The organism is Thermodesulfobacterium hveragerdense DSM 12571, from assembly GCF_000423845.1.
Classification (GTDB): domain Bacteria; phylum Desulfobacterota; class Thermodesulfobacteria; order Thermodesulfobacteriales; family Thermodesulfobacteriaceae; genus Thermodesulfobacterium; species Thermodesulfobacterium hveragerdense.
Genome location: NZ_AUIT01000022.1, coordinates 13,400 through 30,239, shown reverse-complemented (window position 1 = coordinate 30,239; position 16,840 = coordinate 13,400). Strand labels below are relative to the sequence as shown.

General features: G+C 39.0%; 13 protein-coding genes and 1 pseudogene. 3 read left to right on the top strand and 11 right to left on the bottom strand.

What is annotated here, in order from left to right:
• Positions 1-178 (bottom strand): annotated as a pseudogene (locus G580_RS11980) (IS256 family transposase); the annotation flags it as partial.
• Positions 179-428: 250 nt separating this feature from the next.
• Here G580_RS11980 and G580_RS0107025 point away from each other — a divergent pair.
• Positions 429-887 carry a universal stress protein gene (locus G580_RS0107025; RefSeq protein WP_028841583.1) on the top strand — a complete coding sequence of 153 codons (459 nt, stop codon included), beginning with the start codon at positions 429-431 and terminating at the stop codon, positions 885-887.
• 3 nt (positions 888-890) lie between these two features.
• Here G580_RS0107025 and ybgF read toward each other — a convergent pair whose 3' ends face one another.
• The 4 genes from ybgF to recJ are packed head-to-tail and all read right to left on the bottom strand — an operon-like array spanning position 891 to position 5,422.
• Complete coding sequence (gene ybgF / locus G580_RS0107020; RefSeq protein WP_028841582.1) at positions 891-1,853, bottom strand: tol-pal system protein YbgF; 963 nt, start codon at positions 1,851-1,853, stop codon at positions 891-893.
• 14 nt (positions 1,854-1,867) lie between these two features.
• The gene (locus G580_RS10390; protein ID WP_038041813.1) at positions 1,868-2,665 is read right to left on the bottom strand and encodes a formyltransferase family protein; all 798 of its coding nucleotides are present in this window, start codon (positions 2,663-2,665) and stop codon (positions 1,868-1,870) included.
• On the bottom strand, positions 2,655-3,740 hold the full coding sequence (locus tag G580_RS10385; protein WP_051173231.1) for a deoxyguanosinetriphosphate triphosphohydrolase: 1,086 nt from the start codon (positions 3,738-3,740) through the stop codon (positions 2,655-2,657). The genes G580_RS10390 and G580_RS10385 overlap by 11 nt, the downstream gene beginning before the upstream one ends.
• Entirely contained in the window at positions 3,737-5,422 is a 1,686-nt protein-coding gene (recJ, locus tag G580_RS0107005) for a single-stranded-DNA-specific exonuclease RecJ (RefSeq protein ID WP_028841581.1), read from the bottom strand. Before recJ ends, G580_RS10385 begins: the two co-directional genes overlap by 4 nt.
• Before the next feature lie 48 nt (positions 5,423-5,470).
• Here recJ and galE point away from each other — a divergent pair, with 48 nt between their 5' ends.
• Together galE and G580_RS0106995 are read left to right on the top strand one after the other, a co-directional pair.
• Positions 5,471-6,448, top strand: coding sequence for a UDP-glucose 4-epimerase GalE (gene galE, locus G580_RS0107000; RefSeq protein WP_028841580.1), 978 nt, complete (start codon positions 5,471-5,473; stop codon positions 6,446-6,448).
• A 10-nt stretch (positions 6,449-6,458) separates the two neighbouring features.
• On the top strand, positions 6,459-7,436 hold the full coding sequence (locus G580_RS0106995; protein ID WP_028841579.1) for an NAD(P)-binding domain-containing protein: 978 nt from the start codon (positions 6,459-6,461) through the stop codon (positions 7,434-7,436).
• On the opposite strand, the gene proB is transcribed toward G580_RS0106995, so the two are convergent.
• The 6 genes from proB to mutS are packed head-to-tail and all read right to left on the bottom strand — an operon-like array spanning position 7,433 to position 16,832.
• On the bottom strand, positions 7,433-8,548 hold the full coding sequence (proB, locus tag G580_RS0106990; protein WP_051173230.1) for a glutamate 5-kinase: 1,116 nt from the start codon (positions 8,546-8,548) through the stop codon (positions 7,433-7,435). The two genes, G580_RS0106995 and proB, sit on opposite strands and share 4 nt — an antisense overlap.
• A gap of 3 nt (positions 8,549-8,551) precedes the next feature.
• Entirely contained in the window at positions 8,552-9,589 is a 1,038-nt protein-coding gene (obgE, locus tag G580_RS10380) for a GTPase ObgE (RefSeq protein ID WP_051173228.1), read from the bottom strand.
• A gap of 3 nt (positions 9,590-9,592) precedes the next feature.
• On the bottom strand, positions 9,593-10,645 hold the full coding sequence (locus G580_RS0106980) for a DHH family phosphoesterase (RefSeq protein ID WP_028841577.1): 1,053 nt from the start codon (positions 10,643-10,645) through the stop codon (positions 9,593-9,595).
• Between the two features lie 16 nt (positions 10,646-10,661).
• Positions 10,662-11,843, bottom strand: coding sequence for an exo-beta-N-acetylmuramidase NamZ family protein (locus G580_RS10375; protein WP_051173226.1), 1,182 nt, complete (start codon positions 11,841-11,843; stop codon positions 10,662-10,664).
• Entirely contained in the window at positions 11,827-14,268 is a 2,442-nt protein-coding gene (locus G580_RS11070) for an N-acetylmuramoyl-L-alanine amidase (RefSeq protein WP_051173224.1), read from the bottom strand. The genes G580_RS10375 and G580_RS11070 overlap by 17 nt, the downstream gene beginning before the upstream one ends.
• Positions 14,265-16,832, bottom strand: coding sequence for a DNA mismatch repair protein MutS (gene mutS / locus G580_RS0106965; protein ID WP_028841576.1), 2,568 nt, complete (start codon positions 16,830-16,832; stop codon positions 14,265-14,267). Before mutS ends, G580_RS11070 begins: the two co-directional genes overlap by 4 nt.
• Positions 16,833-16,840: the final 8 nt, after the last annotated feature.

Below are 16,840 nucleotides of genomic sequence, written 5' to 3'. Positions count from 1 at the left end.
GTTGTCTTTCATAGTAACCATTAGCTTTATTATCAATACTATCTCTAAGGAATATTTCTCTTTCTTTTTTCATGAGAGCGTTTAAGAGGAGTGCAGCAGCCATTTTGATACCCTCTTTTGATTCAATTTTTGAGATTTCACTTAAAACTTTTTCTAAATCTAAGTCTAAGTTTTCCATTTTACAGACCTCCTGGTTAGTTTAGTCTTTTAGGTTTTATGTTATCATTAATTTAAAAAATATTAAAAATTTTTATTATGCCTCTAAAATATTTTATTAAAAGACACAATTTATATTCTACTCCCTCAAAATTTATAAATTTCTATCGGTAATTTAAGGTATTATCCCTTGATTAAAAAACTTTTAAACTTATTATAAAAATTAATTAAGATTTAAATATTATAAAAAACCCCCTTACAAGGAGGGATTTATGGCTGAGATTAAAAACATTTTGGTTCCTGTAGATTTTTCTGAGGTTTCTGAGTTTGTGGCTGAATGGGCTAAAGACTTTTCTAAAAAGCTTAATGCCAAAATTCATGTGGTCTTTGTTTTAGAAGATTTAGCTGCCTATGAAGGACTCTATGGTTCGATAAAAACCCTTACAGACCTTGAAAACATCCTTTTAGAAGGGGCTCAAAAGTCTATGGAAGACTTTATGAAGAAACACTTTGCTGACTATCCTGAAGCTCAGTCTATCATCGTAAAAGGCGATGTGGTAGAAAAAATCATCGAAACCGGAGAAAAAGTCAAGGTAGACCTTATTATTATGGGAACCCATGGAAAGAAAGGGCTTGATAGAATTCTTTTTGGAAGCGTAGCAAACGGTGTGGTGAAAAACTCCCCTATTCCTGTGTTGACCATTAACCCCTACAGACTAAAAAAGGCTTAAAAACTACCTTTTTATGCTCAGGAGTTTTTTGGCTTCCTGGGCTTCTTTGCTTTTAGGATAGAGTTTTATAATACGTTTTAATAAAATGGTGGAGGCATCCTTATCTCCTAAGTTTTTAAAACTTAAAGCTTGTTTATACATGGCTGAGGCCTTTAAAGCTGGGGAAGCCGAACTTTCTATAACCTTTTGATAGGATAAAATAGCGTCTTCGTAATCCTTTTTATTATAATAAATTTCTCCCAGCCAATAATGACTCTGGGCTAAAAACTTGCCTTTAGGGTATTTTTGTAGATACTGTTTAAAAGCTTTGATGGCTTCATCCCACTTTTTTTGCTGATAAAGGTCAAAGGCCTGGTTATAAACCTCAACCTCAGTTAGTTCTTTTTGAGGAGATCCTTGCTGTTTGGAAGCATCTGTTTTAGCAGTCTCGTCAGAGGTAGCATTGTTTGAAGAAGTAAAGATTTGAGGTTCTCGGGTTGTGTTAGAAACAGTTTGATTTGATGGTTTAGATAAGGTTTCGTTAGATACGCTTGAGGAAGTGGCTTGAGGAGAAGCCCCCTTTTCTTCTAAAGATTTTACCTTTAATTCCAGGACTTCTATTCTGGTTTTAAGCTCTTCTGAGTGTTTGGTAAAAGTCTTGTAAAAATCTTCTTTTGAAGCCATAAGGTCCTCTACCTGAGAAGATATCTTAGCCTGAGAAGACTTAAGCTCTTCTATCTCAGCTAAGGCCTTAGTTTTTACCTCTAAAAGCAAGTCTTCGTTCAACTTTTTTTCTAAGGTATCTACTCTTCCTTTTAACTGATTAAGCTCGTTTTCTACGGCTTTTTGGTTTTGCGATTGCTGTTGAATGGTAGTTTCAAGATTAAGTACCTTAATCTTTAGGGTTTGTATTTCATCTTGAGAGGCTACACACCCTCCTAACAAAAGATTAAACCCTAAGCACCCAACATATAAAATCTTTTTCATCTCTTTCCTCCTCGTTAAGTTATGATAAAATCTGACAAACTTTTCTCTATTTCCTCTGTTAAATCAACAGGGGTATCTCCCTCAAACCCTATTTTCTCATCGCATAGATATTTTAAAGTAAATACAAGTAAAGGCAACTCTCTTTTCAGTTCTTCTTCACGAATTTTTCTAAAAAGAGCGTTTTCTTCTCCTTCAAGTTTTTTAAGCCCTGAGAGATGGTGTTTTAGAAGTTTAGTCTCAGTCTCTTCCCACAGAGGGATAAACTCATAGGTACGAAGATTTAGTCTAAAGTAGGTGAGGGCTGGGCCCTCGTCAAGTTCAGGGGTTACCTGATGAAACATAGCCCCTGTTTCCATAGCCCTTGAGCTGATAAGCTGCCAGATTACCTCCTGCCAGGAACCTTTCGGACCTCCTGGTAGGGCTGGATGCAAATTTATCAACCTTAGTTGCTTGCAAAACTCTTCAGAGGTAATCCACATATAACCAGCTAAAACCCCAAAATCTATCTCCATATCAAGCCTTTTTAAAACCTCTGCGTGATACTCCTTTCTCCAGAGGTCCCGTTGAGCCTTTCTAAGTTCTGGCTTAAACCTCTCAGCTGAAAACCAGACAACTTTAAGCCCCATCTCTTCCTTAGCTTCTTCTATCAGTTTTTTTGCCCATTTTCCTTCATCTGGGGCTTTGCTTACAAACACATAACTTAGCTTAGCAGAAATATTCCCTCTCTTTATCTCAGAATAAACTGTTCTTAGCAGGTCTAAAGCAGCCTTATCTCTTGCGGTAGTAAACCAACCTATCTTCTTATAGCTCATAGTCTATGCCTCCAAAAACCTTCTCCAGCCCTTGCCAAGGCTTAGGAACAAAGCATTCAAAATATTGATAGATAGCATATCTGTCAGTCATCCCAGAAATATAATCGGCAATCAATCTTTCTTTAGACTCATCAGGAAAAAGGAATTTAGCTTTTATAAAATAAGGAATGTTCTCAAAATTTTTGTCATAAAACTCAAAAAGCTGTAAAACAAGTCTTTTGGCTTTCTCAAACTCTTTTCTTACAGACTGAGAAAAATAGATTTTCTCAAACAAAAACTCTCTAAGCTCTGTCAAAGCACTGAGCACCTTATCTTCCATCACAATCCCAGAGTAATTTGCCTCTCTTGTCGAGTATATAATACTTTTTACCAGCTTAGAAATCCTTTGGGCATGGGTTTCTCCCAGGATTTTTTTAGAATTTTGAGGAAGGTCTTTTAAGTCTATCATTCCAGCTCTTAAGGCATCGTCTACGTCGTGGTTGACATAGGCTATCACATCAGAAACCCTTACTATCTCAGCTTCAAGGGTGCTTGGTCTATCTCCTTGCTTACTTAAGATAGGCCCCATCCCTTTGGAATGTTTCAAAATACCCTCTTTTACCTCAAACGTAAGGTTTAAGCCTCTTCCGTCTTTTTCCAGTTTCTCAATCACCCTGAGGCTCTGCTCGTAGTGTCTAAACCCTCCTGCTAAAAGCTCGTTTAAAACCTCTTCTCCTGCATGGCCAAAGGGGGTGTGCCCGAGGTCATGCCCCAAAGATATGGCTTCAGTAAGAGTCTCGTTTAGGTTTAAAGCCCTGGCTATGGTTCTTGCTATCTGAGCTACTTCCAAGGTGTGGGTAAGTCTCGTCCGATAATGATCTCCTTTGGGGGCTAAAAACACTTGGGTTTTATGTTTTAACCTTCTAAAGGCTTTGGAATGAATAATCCGGTCCCGGTCCCTTTCAAAAACAGTCCTTATCTCACACTCTTCTTCAGGATAGGTCCTTCCCCGGGAAAATCGAGACTTACAAGCCTGAGGAGCTAAATAAATCTCTTCGAAATGTTCCTTCTCCTCTCTTATGTTACAAAATTTCATCTTACGTCAACTACCTTTATTTCTAAGGTATTTCTGTAGGTGTTTACGTAAGGTTGACCTAAAACCAACCTTATCCTCTCGTCTTCTACTACCTGATTAAACCAGATGGCATTTATCTCGTTTAATCCTTTTTTTAGCACAAACTTAGAATGTTTCTCTTTTAACAAAATTTTTTCTTTTACCTCGAAATTTCTGATTAAAATGTTTGGGGGAAAATGAGCCTCTCCGTAGGGATGAAGGTAGGTTAGTGCCCTAAAGTTTTCTGGATATAAAAGCTCTGCAAGTTCCACCTCAGCCTCAACGTATACTATCTCTTCTTCAGGTTTAGAAACTAAGGCTAATTTTTTGATTTCGTCAGCTAAACGAGATTTTAGGGCTTCTATGTTATCAACACTTACTTGAAACCCCAGTGCATGTTTATGTCCGCCGTACTGAATAAGAAGGTCCTCGCACTTAGAGACTGTCTCAAAAAGGTTAAGCCCTTCAGGAGATCTCCCAGAAGCAAATCCTACTCCGTCTTCTATAGAAATAAGAATAGCAGGGACCTGATACTGATTTTTAAACCTGTTAGCTATAAGTCCTAAAAGGCCTTTGGGAAGTTTCTCTACAGCCAAAAAAATAAAAGAATACCGTTCTACCTCTTTTTTAGCAAGGTCTTCTAAAGAGGAAAGTATCTCTAACTCAAGCTCTTGGCGTCTCTGGTTGATACCCTCTATTTTAGCCAAAAGTTCCTTTGCTTTGGTTTCTTCGTTTTCTTTTAAAAATTGAAAGACCAACTCAGGGGTCCCCATTCTGCCTGCGGCGTTTATCTTGGGAATAACCCGATAAAACAGGTCTTCTTCAGAAATAGTTCCGTTTAGCCTTGCGGAGTCTATAAAAAGCCTTGTTGCTAAAAAAGAAGGGGAAGAAAGGTCTCTAAACCCATAAAAGGTAATCGTGCGATTTTCCCCAAGTAGGGGCACCATGTCAGCTAAGGTAGCTAAACCCACAAGCTCAAGGTATTTTCGTATCTGAGGGATGTGGTCTCTTCCAAAGAACCCCTGCTCGTAAAAAAACTTTCTTAGAGCCCTTATCAGGGTAAAAGCTACCCCAGCCCCGCATAGATGATAAAAAGGAGAACTTTTAGGGGTAAGCTTTCCAGAAACCACGATGGTATCAGGTTTTTCGACTACCTCGTGATGATCGGTAACGATAACATCTATTCCTAAAGCTTTAGCCTCGTTTACGGTATCAGCTGCAGAAATTCCCACATCTACCGTGATTAAAAGGCTTACCCCTTTTTGTTTGAAGTAAGGCAGAAATTTGGCGTGAAAACCATAACCTTCCTTTTCCTTGCTGGGAATAAGCCATTCTACTTTGCAACCAAGACTTACCAAAAAATCATACAACACAAAGCTTCCGATAATGCCATCTGTGTCTGAATCTCCATAGATCCCTATGGTCTCATCAGAGATGGCTGCCTGATATATTCTTTTTACCGCAGGTAACATGTCAGGGATTAAAAAAGGGTCACCAAAATCGCTAAGCTGCGGAAAAAGAAAAGAATAAGCATCTTTTATGCTGGTAAATCCTTTATTGATCAGGACTTGAGCAAGAAACGGGGTAAAAAACCCTTTGGTTACAAAGTGTCTTAAAACTTCTAAATCGACCGGTTTATTAATCCAAACTTTGGTTGACGACATACAAAACTTATTGTATCATATCCAAAACAAAAGTAAAACGGTTTTAAAATGGCGAAACCTAAAATTTTAATTACTGGTGGCTACGGATACATAGGGTCTCATGTAGTCAAACTTCTGGTTCAAAATGGATATGAAGTGGTTATCATCGATAACCTTAGCACCACCGGCAAAAAAATCCCTTATGGCAAACTCTATCAAGTAGACCTTGCCGAAGAGGAAAAGGTAGAAAAAATCTTAAATAAAGAAAAACCTGAGGCTGTAATGCACTTTGCAGCCTCTATCGTGGTTCCTGAAAGTGTAGCTTTTCCCCTAAAATACTACCGCAATAACGTAGAAAATACCTTAAAACTTCTTTCAGCTATGGGTAAAGCTGAGGTTAAAAAGTTTGTTTTTTCCTCTTCAGCAGCGGTTTATGGTATTCCTAAAACCATCCCTGTACCAGAGGACGCACCTTTAGAACCCATCAACCCTTATGGTAGAACCAAGGCGATGATAGAAAGGGTCTTAGAGGACCTTTCTTATGCCAAGGCCTTAGACTATATAGCCCTAAGATATTTTAACGTTGCAGGGGCAGACCCAGAGGGTGAGTTAGGACCAGCCTACAACCAGCCTACCCATCTTATCATAAGAGCCCTTAAAACCGCTAAAGGAGAATATCCCTACCTTGAAATCTATGGCACCGACTATCCCACCCCAGATGGAACCTGTATCAGAGACTACATCCATGTAATAGACTTAGCCGAGGCCCATATTCTTGCCTTAGAGTACTTGCTTGATAGCGGAAAAAGCCAGATTTTAAACTGTGGGTATGGGGTTGGGGTTTCGGTAAGACAGGTAGTTGAGGCTGTAAAAAAGGTCACAGGGGTTGAGTTTAAAGTGTTAGAGACAGAAAGACGTCCTGGAGACCCTCCGGTTTTGATTGCCGATAATCGAAAAATCAAGTCTCTTTTTTCCTGGGAACCTAAATTTCAAGACCTGGAAACCATCATCCAACACGCCTGGAATTGGGAACAAAAAATCAAATAAAGAGGGTGGTATGGAAAGACCCTTAGAAAGGGTAAAGATTGCCATAGTAGGTGGTGGTCCTGCAGGTATTGCCTGCGCGATAGAAGCCAAAGCTAAAGGTTTAGAGCCGGTGGTGGTTCTGGAAAAACATAAAGAGGTTTGCTACACCATCTCCAAGTTTTACAAACCAGGCAAACGGGTAGATGCTGATTACCGAGGAAAAAACGTCAAACCCATAGGGATCTGCTCGTTTGAGACAGAAACTAAAGAAGAATTTTTACAAAGGATTAATTCCTGGATAAAACAGTGGAACCTTGATGTAAGACTTAATTCTGAGGTTACCAACGTAGTCAAAAATGACGGGAGTTATGAAATCTGGGTAAAAGATGAGCCTACGTTTCTGGCAGAGTTTGTGATCATTGCTATAGGTATCTTTTGTGTCCCTAACAAACCCGAGTATCCTATTCCTTCTGAACTAAAAAACAGGGTATTCTTTGAACCACCAGATGTGGCCTTAGAAAACAAGAAAATTTTAGTAGTAGGTGGAGGAAACACAGCAGCTGAGGTAAGTCTTCAGTTCTGTGAAAAGAACGAGGTCCATCTTTCTTACCGAAGGCCTTATTTTTTTAGGATAAACGAAACCAACCTAAACCTTCTTTATCAAAAAGAAAAAGAAGAAAAAATCAAACTTTTATTAGGGACAAACATAACCCAAATAGCCCCTGAAGGTGGAAAAATAAAGGTCTTCTTTAAGGATAAAATGACTGAGCTTTATGATGTTATCATCTACTGTTTAGGAGGAACGACCCCTAAAAATTTTCTTAAAAAAATCGGGATAGAGTTTGATGAAAAAGGAAATCCTATTCTAAACGAACATCTGGAAACCAGCCTCCCGAAGGTTTTTCTTGCAGGAGACCTTGCGGTCAAAGGAGGAAACATCCTTAAAGCCTTTAACTCAGCTCACACCATCATAGAAAAAATCACAGAATACCAAAAGAACAGGGCTTAAGACTTAAGGATTACTAAATTATCTCGATGGATTACCTCCTTGTTAGGTCTTTCTTCAGAGGAAAGAAGGTTTTGCAAATCATAGGAAGAAAAGGTTGCAAGTCCTTTGGCTATAACCTTTCCCTGATGGTTTACACATTCTACACAGGCACCCTTTGGGAATTCTCCTTCTATCTTTTGAATACCTGGTAAAAGTAGACTTTTTCCTTTTTCTAACAGAGCCTTCTCAGCTCCCTCATCTATATAAATCCTGCCTTCTGGTTTGATATAGTATTTTATCCAGAGTTTTCTCATGCTGAGTTTTCTTTCTTCAGGCCAAAAGATGGTGCCTATCCCTTGTCCCTCCCAGAACTTTTCCAGAATAAATGGTTCCTTACCTGAGAGAAGAACCACAGGAATACCCATAGAGTTTGCCATCTTGGCTGCCAGCAACTTTGAATACATCCCTCCTCTTCCCAGACTTCCAGGTTTTTTCCCTGCCATCTTAAAAATCTCATCATCTACTCTAAACACCTCAGAGATCTTTTCAGCCTGAGGGTTTTCTCTTGGGTCCTCCTTATGAAGGGCATCTATATCTGAAAGGATAACCAAAAGGTCTGCCTCGATGGTTCCTGCAACCAAGGCAGAAAGGGTATCGTTATCACTAAACCTTATCCCTTCTGTGGTAACTGTATCGTTTTCATTAACGATTGGAAGGATACCCCACTTAAGCAAGGTTTCAAAGGTTTTTTTAGCGTTAAGGTAGCGTTCCCTTAAAGAAAGGTCTTCTGCAGTAAGAAGGATTTGAGAAACAAAAATCTCGTATTGATTAAAAAGGTTTTCATAAGCCTGAATTAAAGCCGCCTGTCCTATAGAGGCCAGAGCCTGTTTTTCGCAAAGAGCAAGAGGCTTTTTATAAAACTTTAGTTTGGCCCTTCCACAGGCAATAGCCCCTGAAGACACCAAAACTACCTTATAACCCTCTTTGACCTTTTTCTGAAGCTGATAAACCAAGTTTTCTAAAACCTCGTAGTTTAGTCCCTCATCCTGTTTAGTAATAACCGCACTACCAACCTTTACCACTATCCTTTTTACCTTTTTTAAAACTTTTTTAAGTCTGGCTTGTCTATCCATAACTTATTGTCCTAAAATGATCTCTTTTTCATCAGCATGTAAAATCTCGTTTATTTTTTTCCAAAGGGTATAAATCAACTCAACCACCCCTTGGCCTGATACCGCCGAGATAGGAAAAATCTTTGATTGGTCTTCTTCAGGGAAAAGACGCACGATTTTTTCTATCTCTTCCTGGTCTGCTATCGTATCTATCTTGTTTAAGGCTATAAAGTATTCTTTTTCTAATAACCGTGGGTTAAAAAGTCTGAGTTCTTCTTTAAGTACTTGATAATCCTTTAAGACCTCTTCTTTTTTGGTGATGTCAAGCACGTAGAGCAAAATCCTTGTGCGTTCGATATGTCTCAGAAAGTCATGTCCAAGGCCAACTCCCTTATGAGCCCCTTCTATCAGCCCTGGGATGTCAGCAACCACAAAAGATCCTCCTTCTAACAAGCTTACCACCCCTAAATTAGGTTCAAGGGTAGTAAAAGGATAGTCAGCAATTTTGGGTTTAGCTGCAGAAATCCTGCTAAGAAAGGTAGATTTCCCAGCGTTGGGAAGCCCAACCAGTCCTACATCTGCTATCAACTTTAACTCAAGCAGAATCCACCTTTCTTCTCCAGAGGTTCCTTTTTCAGCGATTCTTGGGACCTGTCTGACCGGAGTAGCAAACCTTGCGTTTCCTTTACCTCCTTTACCTCCTTTGGCTACTACTAAGGTTTGACCAGGGGTTATCAAATCACCTAAAACCTCTCCGGTTTCAGCATCTTTTACGATGGTACCTACAGGTACACGCAAAACAAGGTCTTCTCCATCTCTTCCTTTCATCTTCTTGCCCATCCCAGGGCGACCGCTTTCAGCCTTAAAATGCACCTGATGATAAAAATCATACAAGGTATGGACCTGAGGATCTGCTACCAGGATAACATCCCCTCCATCCCCTCCGTCGCCTCCATCTGGACCTCCCTTAGGCACGTATTTTTCACGTCTAAAGCTTACACAGCCATCGCCACCATTACCTGCCTTAACATAAATTTTTGCCTGGTCTACGAATCTTGACATAGCTTACTCTTTTACCTTCTCCGTTCCTTTTTTATCTATCAATTTATCTATCAACTTAAAATATTTATCGAAAAGTTTGATAAGCTTATCGGTATTAAAAAGCTCTGGCGGGGTAGAAAGGTTGGCAAAAGGAATTTCAGCCCGAGCCTTTTCTCTATGTCCTCCTGCAGAACCGATGTCTTTAAAAAGTCTGTTAGCCATTTTTCCTGCATTTTTTCTATAACCGTCACAGCGGATGATGATAGTTAATATTTTTTTGTATTCACCCCCTACAAACACCCAGGAGGTTTCATACACCTTGTTGAAAAAATCAGCTATCAACACTAAAACATCAGTATTACTTACCTTGCCTACATAGGTAAACATCCTGTTTTTTCTAAACTTAAGCTGGTCTAAAGCAATCTTAAAATATCTTAGTTCAGACCGCCTCAAGCTTGAGCTCTCTATCTTGGAAAGAAGATGCTTGTTCATGTGTTTATAAAGGTTCTGAAAAGCCATTACATCATGGATGTTAGCACTTTTTTCAAAGTTACTGGTGTCTGTTTTTATCCCGTAAACCAAAGCTGTAGCTAAGTAGACAGAGGGTTTGATCTTTAAAGTTTTTAAGTATTCATACAGGATGGTTGCGGTAGCGCCATAATCAGGCCTGATGTCATAATACTTAGCATAGATTTCACTAAAAAGAGGATGATGGTCTATCACCACATCCCAGGAGATGTTTTTAAACTCTTCCCAGTGAGAGGGTTGAGAGTCAACCAAAACAAACTTATTATGTTCTTCCAGCAACTTTGGACAATACTTAACCAAGGGTATTTTCAAAACCTCTACCATCACCTTATTGTTAAGCCTGGTTATTTCGTTTATGTTAGCTATGGTTACCTTTTCTACCCGGTTTTGCAATATCCTTTTAAAAGCCAAAGCTGAAGCAAGGGAGTCAGGGTCTGCCCAAATAACAATAAGCACCCTGTCTTTCTTCTCAAAAAGCTTCAGTAAATAACTTACACGCTCCTTGTTAGACTTAAACTTTATCGTTTTATTGCTTGACTTTTTAGTCATAAACTTTTATTTTTACTCATACATCAAAATAGAGGCTATCTCTTCCTGATAATTTTTTAATATAATACAGGTAAAAATCAAGGTCAATTTCCTTTTTCCCTTCTAACCAATCAAGCACGGGTTTACTTCCTACTAGAATGTCTATCGGACGTTTTTTTTCTTCAAACTCATAAGGAATCTTTAAAAACTCAAACTCCGAAAAGTTTTCTTTTATAAACTTTAGCAAGATAAAGGTGTTTTTAACTGGTTGAAACCTTACCGGGTCTTTTACGTAAAGTTGGAAACCAAAACACCGGCTACCTTTCCATTTATCAAAGGTAGGCTCAAAAACAAAAGGCCTTAAAACTACATAATTTTTCTCTGGAAGGCCTAATTTTTCCCAAAAATTAAGCACCTTTTCTATCTTTAAATAAGGAGCACCAAAAACTAAAAAAGGCAAGGTTGTGCCTCTACCTTCAGAAAGGTTTGTTCCTTCAAGCAACACCTGACCTGGATAAACGAGACTACACCACCAGGAAGGAAGGTTAGGAGAAGGTAAAAACCAAGGCCTACCAAGGTCCTTCCATAACAAACTTTTCCTGTAACCCTTTACAGGAACCACCTCTAAATCCAAACCTGGAAAATGTCGTTTTTTAAACAGTAAGGCTAATTCTCCTATGGTTAAACCATGCCTTAGAGGTAAAGGATCGAGGCCTACAAAGGATCTAAAATCTTCTTCTAAGTAAGGGCCTTCTATCTTTCCTCCTATAGGGTTTGGTCTGTCAAGGACTACTACCTTTTTCTCTAAGTTAAAACACACTCTAAGCAGTAAAAATACCGTCCAGATATAGGTATAAACCCTGCAGCCAACTTCCTGAAGGTCTACAAAAACTACGTCTATGTCTTCTAAATGATAAGGTTCTGGCTCTAACCTTGGGCCATAAAGGCTTACTATAGGGATTTGGGTAAAAGGCTCCACTTCGTCATAAGACCCTATCATGTTAGCCTGTTTTTCTGAGTAAAGCCCATGCTGAGGGGAAAAAATAAGCCTAAAGTTTTTTCCAAAGGCCTGTTTAAACCTTATAAAGGTGGGGGTAAAGGTCTCATCAAGAGAGGCCTGATTGCAAAGAAGGGCAACCTTATACTTCTGATAACTTTGATAAAGCCCCTGAGAAAAAAACAGGTCTACTCCAAATAGAAGTTTAAGAGGTTTTGCCATGGAAGTTCTGAGAAAGTTTTAGAGTTTGTATATAAGCTTCTACTCCCTTAGCAATACCTTCAGCAAGCATCTCTAAATAATGAAGATTTTTAAGACGTGACTCCTCTACAGGATTGGTTATAAAAGATACTTCTACCAAAACAGCAGGCATCCTTGTACCTACCAAAACCAAGAAAGGAGCATACTTTACCCCTCGAGAAGTGGTATCAGGATAAAACCTTACTAAGGTTTGATGAAGATATTGGTTAACCTTTTCTGCTAAAAGTTTTGATTCTGAAAGTTTGGTGTTAGAAAGAACAGCCTTGATTAAATCTTGAAGGTCGCTTAAGGTTTTGTCTGAAGCTGAGTTTTCAAGAGCTGCAACCCTCATAGACTCTGGGTCTGTGCTAAAGTTAAGGTAATAAACCTCGATACCCCTTGCGTTAGGGTCAGGGGAGGCGTTGGTATGGATAGAGATGAAAAGGTCACCTTTTTTTGAGTTAGCTATCGCTGGCCTCTGGATTAAGGGGATATAAACATCAGTATTCCTTGTTAAAATTACCTCTACATCTGACAAGCGCTCCTTAATTTTTTGCGCTAAAAATTTAGCTACCTGAAGGTTGACTTCTTTTTCCTTTAGCCCTGTAGGGCCTACAGCCCCTGGGTCTTCGCCTCCATGCCCTGGGTCTATTACTATCCTTTTTATCCCTAAACCAAACTGTCTCGCAAGATTTATGTATTCCTGCTTGTCCTCGGTTTGTTTTTTCTTAGAAGACAAACTCTTAGACTTTTTGGGTTTAGTAGCTATACCAGTAGAAAGAACCTTTTCTTTCCCGGTAAAATCAAGCACAAGCTGATGAGGGTCCTTTAACTTAAAAATTTTATAAGATGTAAGGCTCTTTAGGTCAACCACAACCCTTACTACGTTTTTATCAAACTGACCTACCCTTACCTTTTGTAGATGTACGTCCTTAAGTTCTATTTCCTTAGGAACTTTAGGGTCAAGGTTTGATGGATAGATGTCTACATAAATCCTTGGAGTAGGACTTTTAAGGATGTTAGTCTGGTATTCAAAGTTTCCAGAAACACCGATGATAATCCTAGTATAGTCCTCTCCTGTTACCGGAGAAACCTCTAAGACCCTTTTGGCATCGGCTACTAAAACCGGAGCAGGTTGAGCGTTTACCTTGGGTTCAGAACGTTTAGGTATCACTTGAGGGGCTATGGTAATCCCAGGCTCTGGTGTGGTTTTATTTGAGGGATAAAACCAAACTTTTTCTCTCTTTTTTTCTTTTTTAGCGATTTCTTTTTGAGTAACAGGTTGAGGTAAAGGTTTTAATTTGGCAAGATAAGCACTTTTAGGAAACCTTTGCTCAAGCTCCTTTCTATATCTCTCAGAAAGGGTTTTATCAGATAAATCCTCACCATATATCTTAGCCAGCATATAATAGGCTTCTTCTGTTTCAGCTGAGTTAGAATAATGAGTCAAAAGTCTTTGATAATTTTTCACCGCTTGGTTAAGGTCTGATTTGCGCAAAGATTTGGTATAAGCCTGATAATAAGCCTGAGCTGTTCTTAATACCGCCTTAGGGGATAAAGGGTTGTTTGGATAAAGAAGGTAAAACCTCCTGTATTCCTCTGCCAGCCTCATCCATTGTTTTCGGCTAACCTTGGAACTGTTTTTTAACCTTTCAAACTTCTTTTCCAAAGTCTGAAAACTCGTCTCTTTTTCCTCGACAGGTTTTGAAGGCTGAGATGAATAAGAACCTTCGTCCTCTTCCTTGGGTCGGATGATAAGTTTTTGGTTTGGGGTTAAATTTTCTGACCTAAGGCGATTGATTCTCTTAAGTTCCTCCTTAGAAACACGATATTTCTGGGCGATACTCTCTAAACTTTCTCCTTTCCTTACAACATGATAGACATACGCCTTTTTTTCTGTGGTTTTTCCTTTTTCTGAAGAAGTAGATTCCTCCCTTTTTATCAAAAGCTTTTGTCCTGGCTTTACCTTATTAGTCTTTAGGTTGTTTAGTCGTTTTATCTCTTCAGGAGTTGTTCCATACTTTTGAGCGATCGTTTTTAAGGTTTCGCCTTTTTTTACTATGTGGCGAACTTCGTTTCCTTGAGAGGTTTTAGGCTTAGGTTCTTCCTTTTTAGGTTGAACCTTTTTTACCCCAACGATAAGCTTCTGCCCTACTGAGAGTTTATCTTTTTTTAAGTTGTTAAGCCTCTTTAACTCAGGTATAGAAAGGTTATATTTCTTGGCTATTTTTTCTAAGGTTTCGCCTTTTTGCACGGTATGGTAAACATACTCTTGGGAAACCTTAGGAGTAGAAGAAGACTTAGTAGCCCCCTTTACTTGAGAAAATCCTCCTACCAAAAGAAGTAAAAAAGACCAGAAAAAAATTAATGTAATACAGCTTCTTTGATTTAACCTGAACTTTTTCATTTTAACTCTTTTTTAATCTCCCACAAAAAGTTCAGAGCTTCAACAGGAGTTATCTCTTCTATGTTTAAGTTTCTTATCTTTTGAAGCAAAGGATGTTCTCGGTCAAAAATAGACAACTGAGTAACCCTCTTTGAAGCTGTCTTTATTTCACTTGATTCCTTAAGATTTTTTCTCTCTAATTTATAAAGTATTTCTTTAGCTCTGTCAACCACCTCTTGAGGAATTCCAGCCAATTTTGCTACCTCTATACCATGAGACTTGTTAGCTGCCCCTGGTAAAACCTTATACATAAAAATGATATCATCTTGCCATTCTTTAACAGCTACATGATAGTTTTTAATTCCCGTATAGACCTTCCCAAGCTCAGTTAACTCAAAGTAATGGGTTGCAAGCAAGGTAAAAACCTTTTTTTCGTACAAATTTTCTGATATAGCCCATGCAAGGGACATACCATCATAGGTGCTGGTTCCTCTTCCCACCTCATCAAGAACCACCAAGCTTTTGCTGGTTGCATTTTTCAGGATATAGGCACACTCACTCATCTCTACCATAAAGGTGCTCTTTCCTCGAGCAAGTTCATCTCCTGCCCCTATCCTGGTAAAGACCTTATCAAACACTCCAAGCCTTGCATACTTTGCAGGGACAAAACTTCCCATCTGAGCCATGATGACGATAAGGGCTGTCTGCCTAAGATAGGTAGACTTACCTCCCATGTTAGGACCGGTAATCACCAAAAGCACAGCCTCATCCTTTTTTAACTCTACAGAATTAGGAATAAACCTTTCCTTACCCTGGATTTTTTCTATAACTGGGTGTCTTCCCTCTTCTATATAAAGCCCTTCTTCCTCGATAATCTCAGGGCAGACATAGTCGTTTTCTACTGCCACTTTGGCTAAAGAAACGAGTACATCAAGGGTAGCAAGGGCCTGACTGGTTCTTTTTAAATCCTCTCTATACTGGGCTACCTCTTCTCTTAATCCCAAAAACAACTCATACTCTAAATTTTTGATTTTTTCCTCTGCGGTGATGATCTTTTGTTCCAGTTCTTTTAGCTCTGGGGTTACAAACCTTTCTACGTTGGTTAAAGTCTGTTTTCTCTCAAAATAAGGTGGCACAAGCCTAACATTCCCTTTAGAGACCTCAAAGTAATAACCAAAAACCCGGTTATACCCTATCCTTAAGTTAGGAATCCCTGTTTTTTCTCGCTCTTTTCTTTCTATGGCTGAAAGGTAGTCTACGGCATGATCTTTTAGATCCCTCATTTCATCTAAGGTGGGGTCTATCCCTCTTTTTATGATCCCACCGTCTTTTAAAGTATAAGGAGGGTTTTCTACCAAAACCTCACAAAGTCTTTGATATAACCCAGTAAACTCTCCTAACTGAGAGAGGATGTCTCTTAAAAGCCGTGGAAGGTTATCTATTCCGGAAAAAATCTCTTTTATCTCCGGAAGATACTTTAAACTATCCCTTAAAAGCGCCATCTCTTTAGGGTTAATTAGCCTTAGACTACACTTGGTAGAAAGCCTTTCTAAATCAGGTAATTTTTTTAGAACCTCTCTAATGGCATATCTTAAGTCTGGTTTTTCTACCAAAAAACTTACAGCTTCTTTTCTAAGTTTGATCTGATTAATGTCTCTCAACGGATAAATTATCCATTCTTTGAGAAGTCTTGCCCCCATCGGGGTGACCGTAGCATCTAACACCCAAAAAAGAGAATATTTTTCAGACCCATCCCAGAGGTTTTTTACCAGTTCTAAGTTTCTTTTGGTGGCTTCATCCAAAAATAAAAACTCCTCTGGATAGTAAAAAACCGGGGCTTCTATCTTATCTAAAAGATGGGGCTGATAGTTTTGTAGATAAACTAAAATAGCGTTGGCTGCTTTTAAACCCTCTTGATAACGTTCATAATAGGGAAGCTTAAGAAGTTCTTTCACCTGGGTTAAACCAAAAGCTTTTTTGTCTAAAAAACTTAGATGTACCTTAGGAAGACTACCTTTGACAAGAGAGATCCATTCAGACTCAGCAAACTCCTCTAAACAAAGGATTTCTCTTGGTTCACGTTTTAACAGTTCAGACAAAAAGGTTTCTCTGTTTACCTCGGTAAAGATAAACTCGCCGCAGGAAAGCTCTAAAAAGGCAAGTCCTGCTTTTTTATCTAAGTAGAGGCTCGCAAGATAGGTTTTACTTTTTTCCGGAAGTTCTAAGTCTACCATTAAACCAGGAGTATAGATCTTAACTACCTCTCTTTTGACAAGCCCTTTGGCGGTGGCAGGGTCTTCTACCTGTTCGCAGATAGCAACCTTAAAACCAAGGTCAACCAGCTTCTGGATGTAAAAAAGGGCTTTTTCTACAGGAACACCACACATCGGGGCAGTAAGCCCCTTTCCTGCCTCTCTTTTGGTTAAGACCAACCCTAAGAGAGGGGCCACTGTCTCTGCATCTTCAAAAAACATCTCATAAAAATCCCCAAGCCTGAAAAAAAGCACCGCATCAGGATACTGGTGCTTTACCTCAAAATACTGTTTAAACATAGGAGTTATCTCAGCCTTAACAGAACCTCTCATTCAAAAAC

Coding starts and splice junctions, on each gene's coding strand:
- G580_RS0106980 (WP_028841577.1), bottom strand. CDS start 10,645: ATGACTAAAAAGTCAAGCAATAAAACGATAAAGTTTAAGTCTAACAAG.
- G580_RS0107025 (WP_028841583.1), top strand. CDS start 429: ATGGCTGAGATTAAAAACATTTTGGTTCCTGTAGATTTTTCTGAGGTT.
- G580_RS11070 (WP_051173224.1), bottom strand. CDS start 14,268: ATGAAAAAGTTCAGGTTAAATCAAAGAAGCTGTATTACATTAATTTTT.
- ybgF (WP_028841582.1), bottom strand. CDS start 1,853: ATGAAAAAGATTTTATATGTTGGGTGCTTAGGGTTTAATCTTTTGTTA.
- recJ (WP_028841581.1), bottom strand. CDS start 5,422: ATGTCGTCAACCAAAGTTTGGATTAATAAACCGGTCGATTTAGAAGTT.
- proB (WP_051173230.1), bottom strand. CDS start 8,548: ATGGATAGACAAGCCAGACTTAAAAAAGTTTTAAAAAAGGTAAAAAGG.
- G580_RS10375 (WP_051173226.1), bottom strand. CDS start 11,843: ATGGCAAAACCTCTTAAACTTCTATTTGGAGTAGACCTGTTTTTTTCT.
- G580_RS10390 (WP_038041813.1), bottom strand. CDS start 2,665: ATGAGCTATAAGAAGATAGGTTGGTTTACTACCGCAAGAGATAAGGCT.
- galE (WP_028841580.1), top strand. CDS start 5,471: ATGGCGAAACCTAAAATTTTAATTACTGGTGGCTACGGATACATAGGG.
- obgE (WP_051173228.1), bottom strand. CDS start 9,589: ATGTCAAGATTCGTAGACCAGGCAAAAATTTATGTTAAGGCAGGTAAT.
- mutS (WP_028841576.1), bottom strand. CDS start 16,832: ATGAGAGGTTCTGTTAAGGCTGAGATAACTCCTATGTTTAAACAGTAT.
- G580_RS10385 (WP_051173231.1), bottom strand. CDS start 3,740: ATGAAATTTTGTAACATAAGAGAGGAGAAGGAACATTTCGAAGAGATT.
- G580_RS0106995 (WP_028841579.1), top strand. CDS start 6,459: ATGGAAAGACCCTTAGAAAGGGTAAAGATTGCCATAGTAGGTGGTGGT.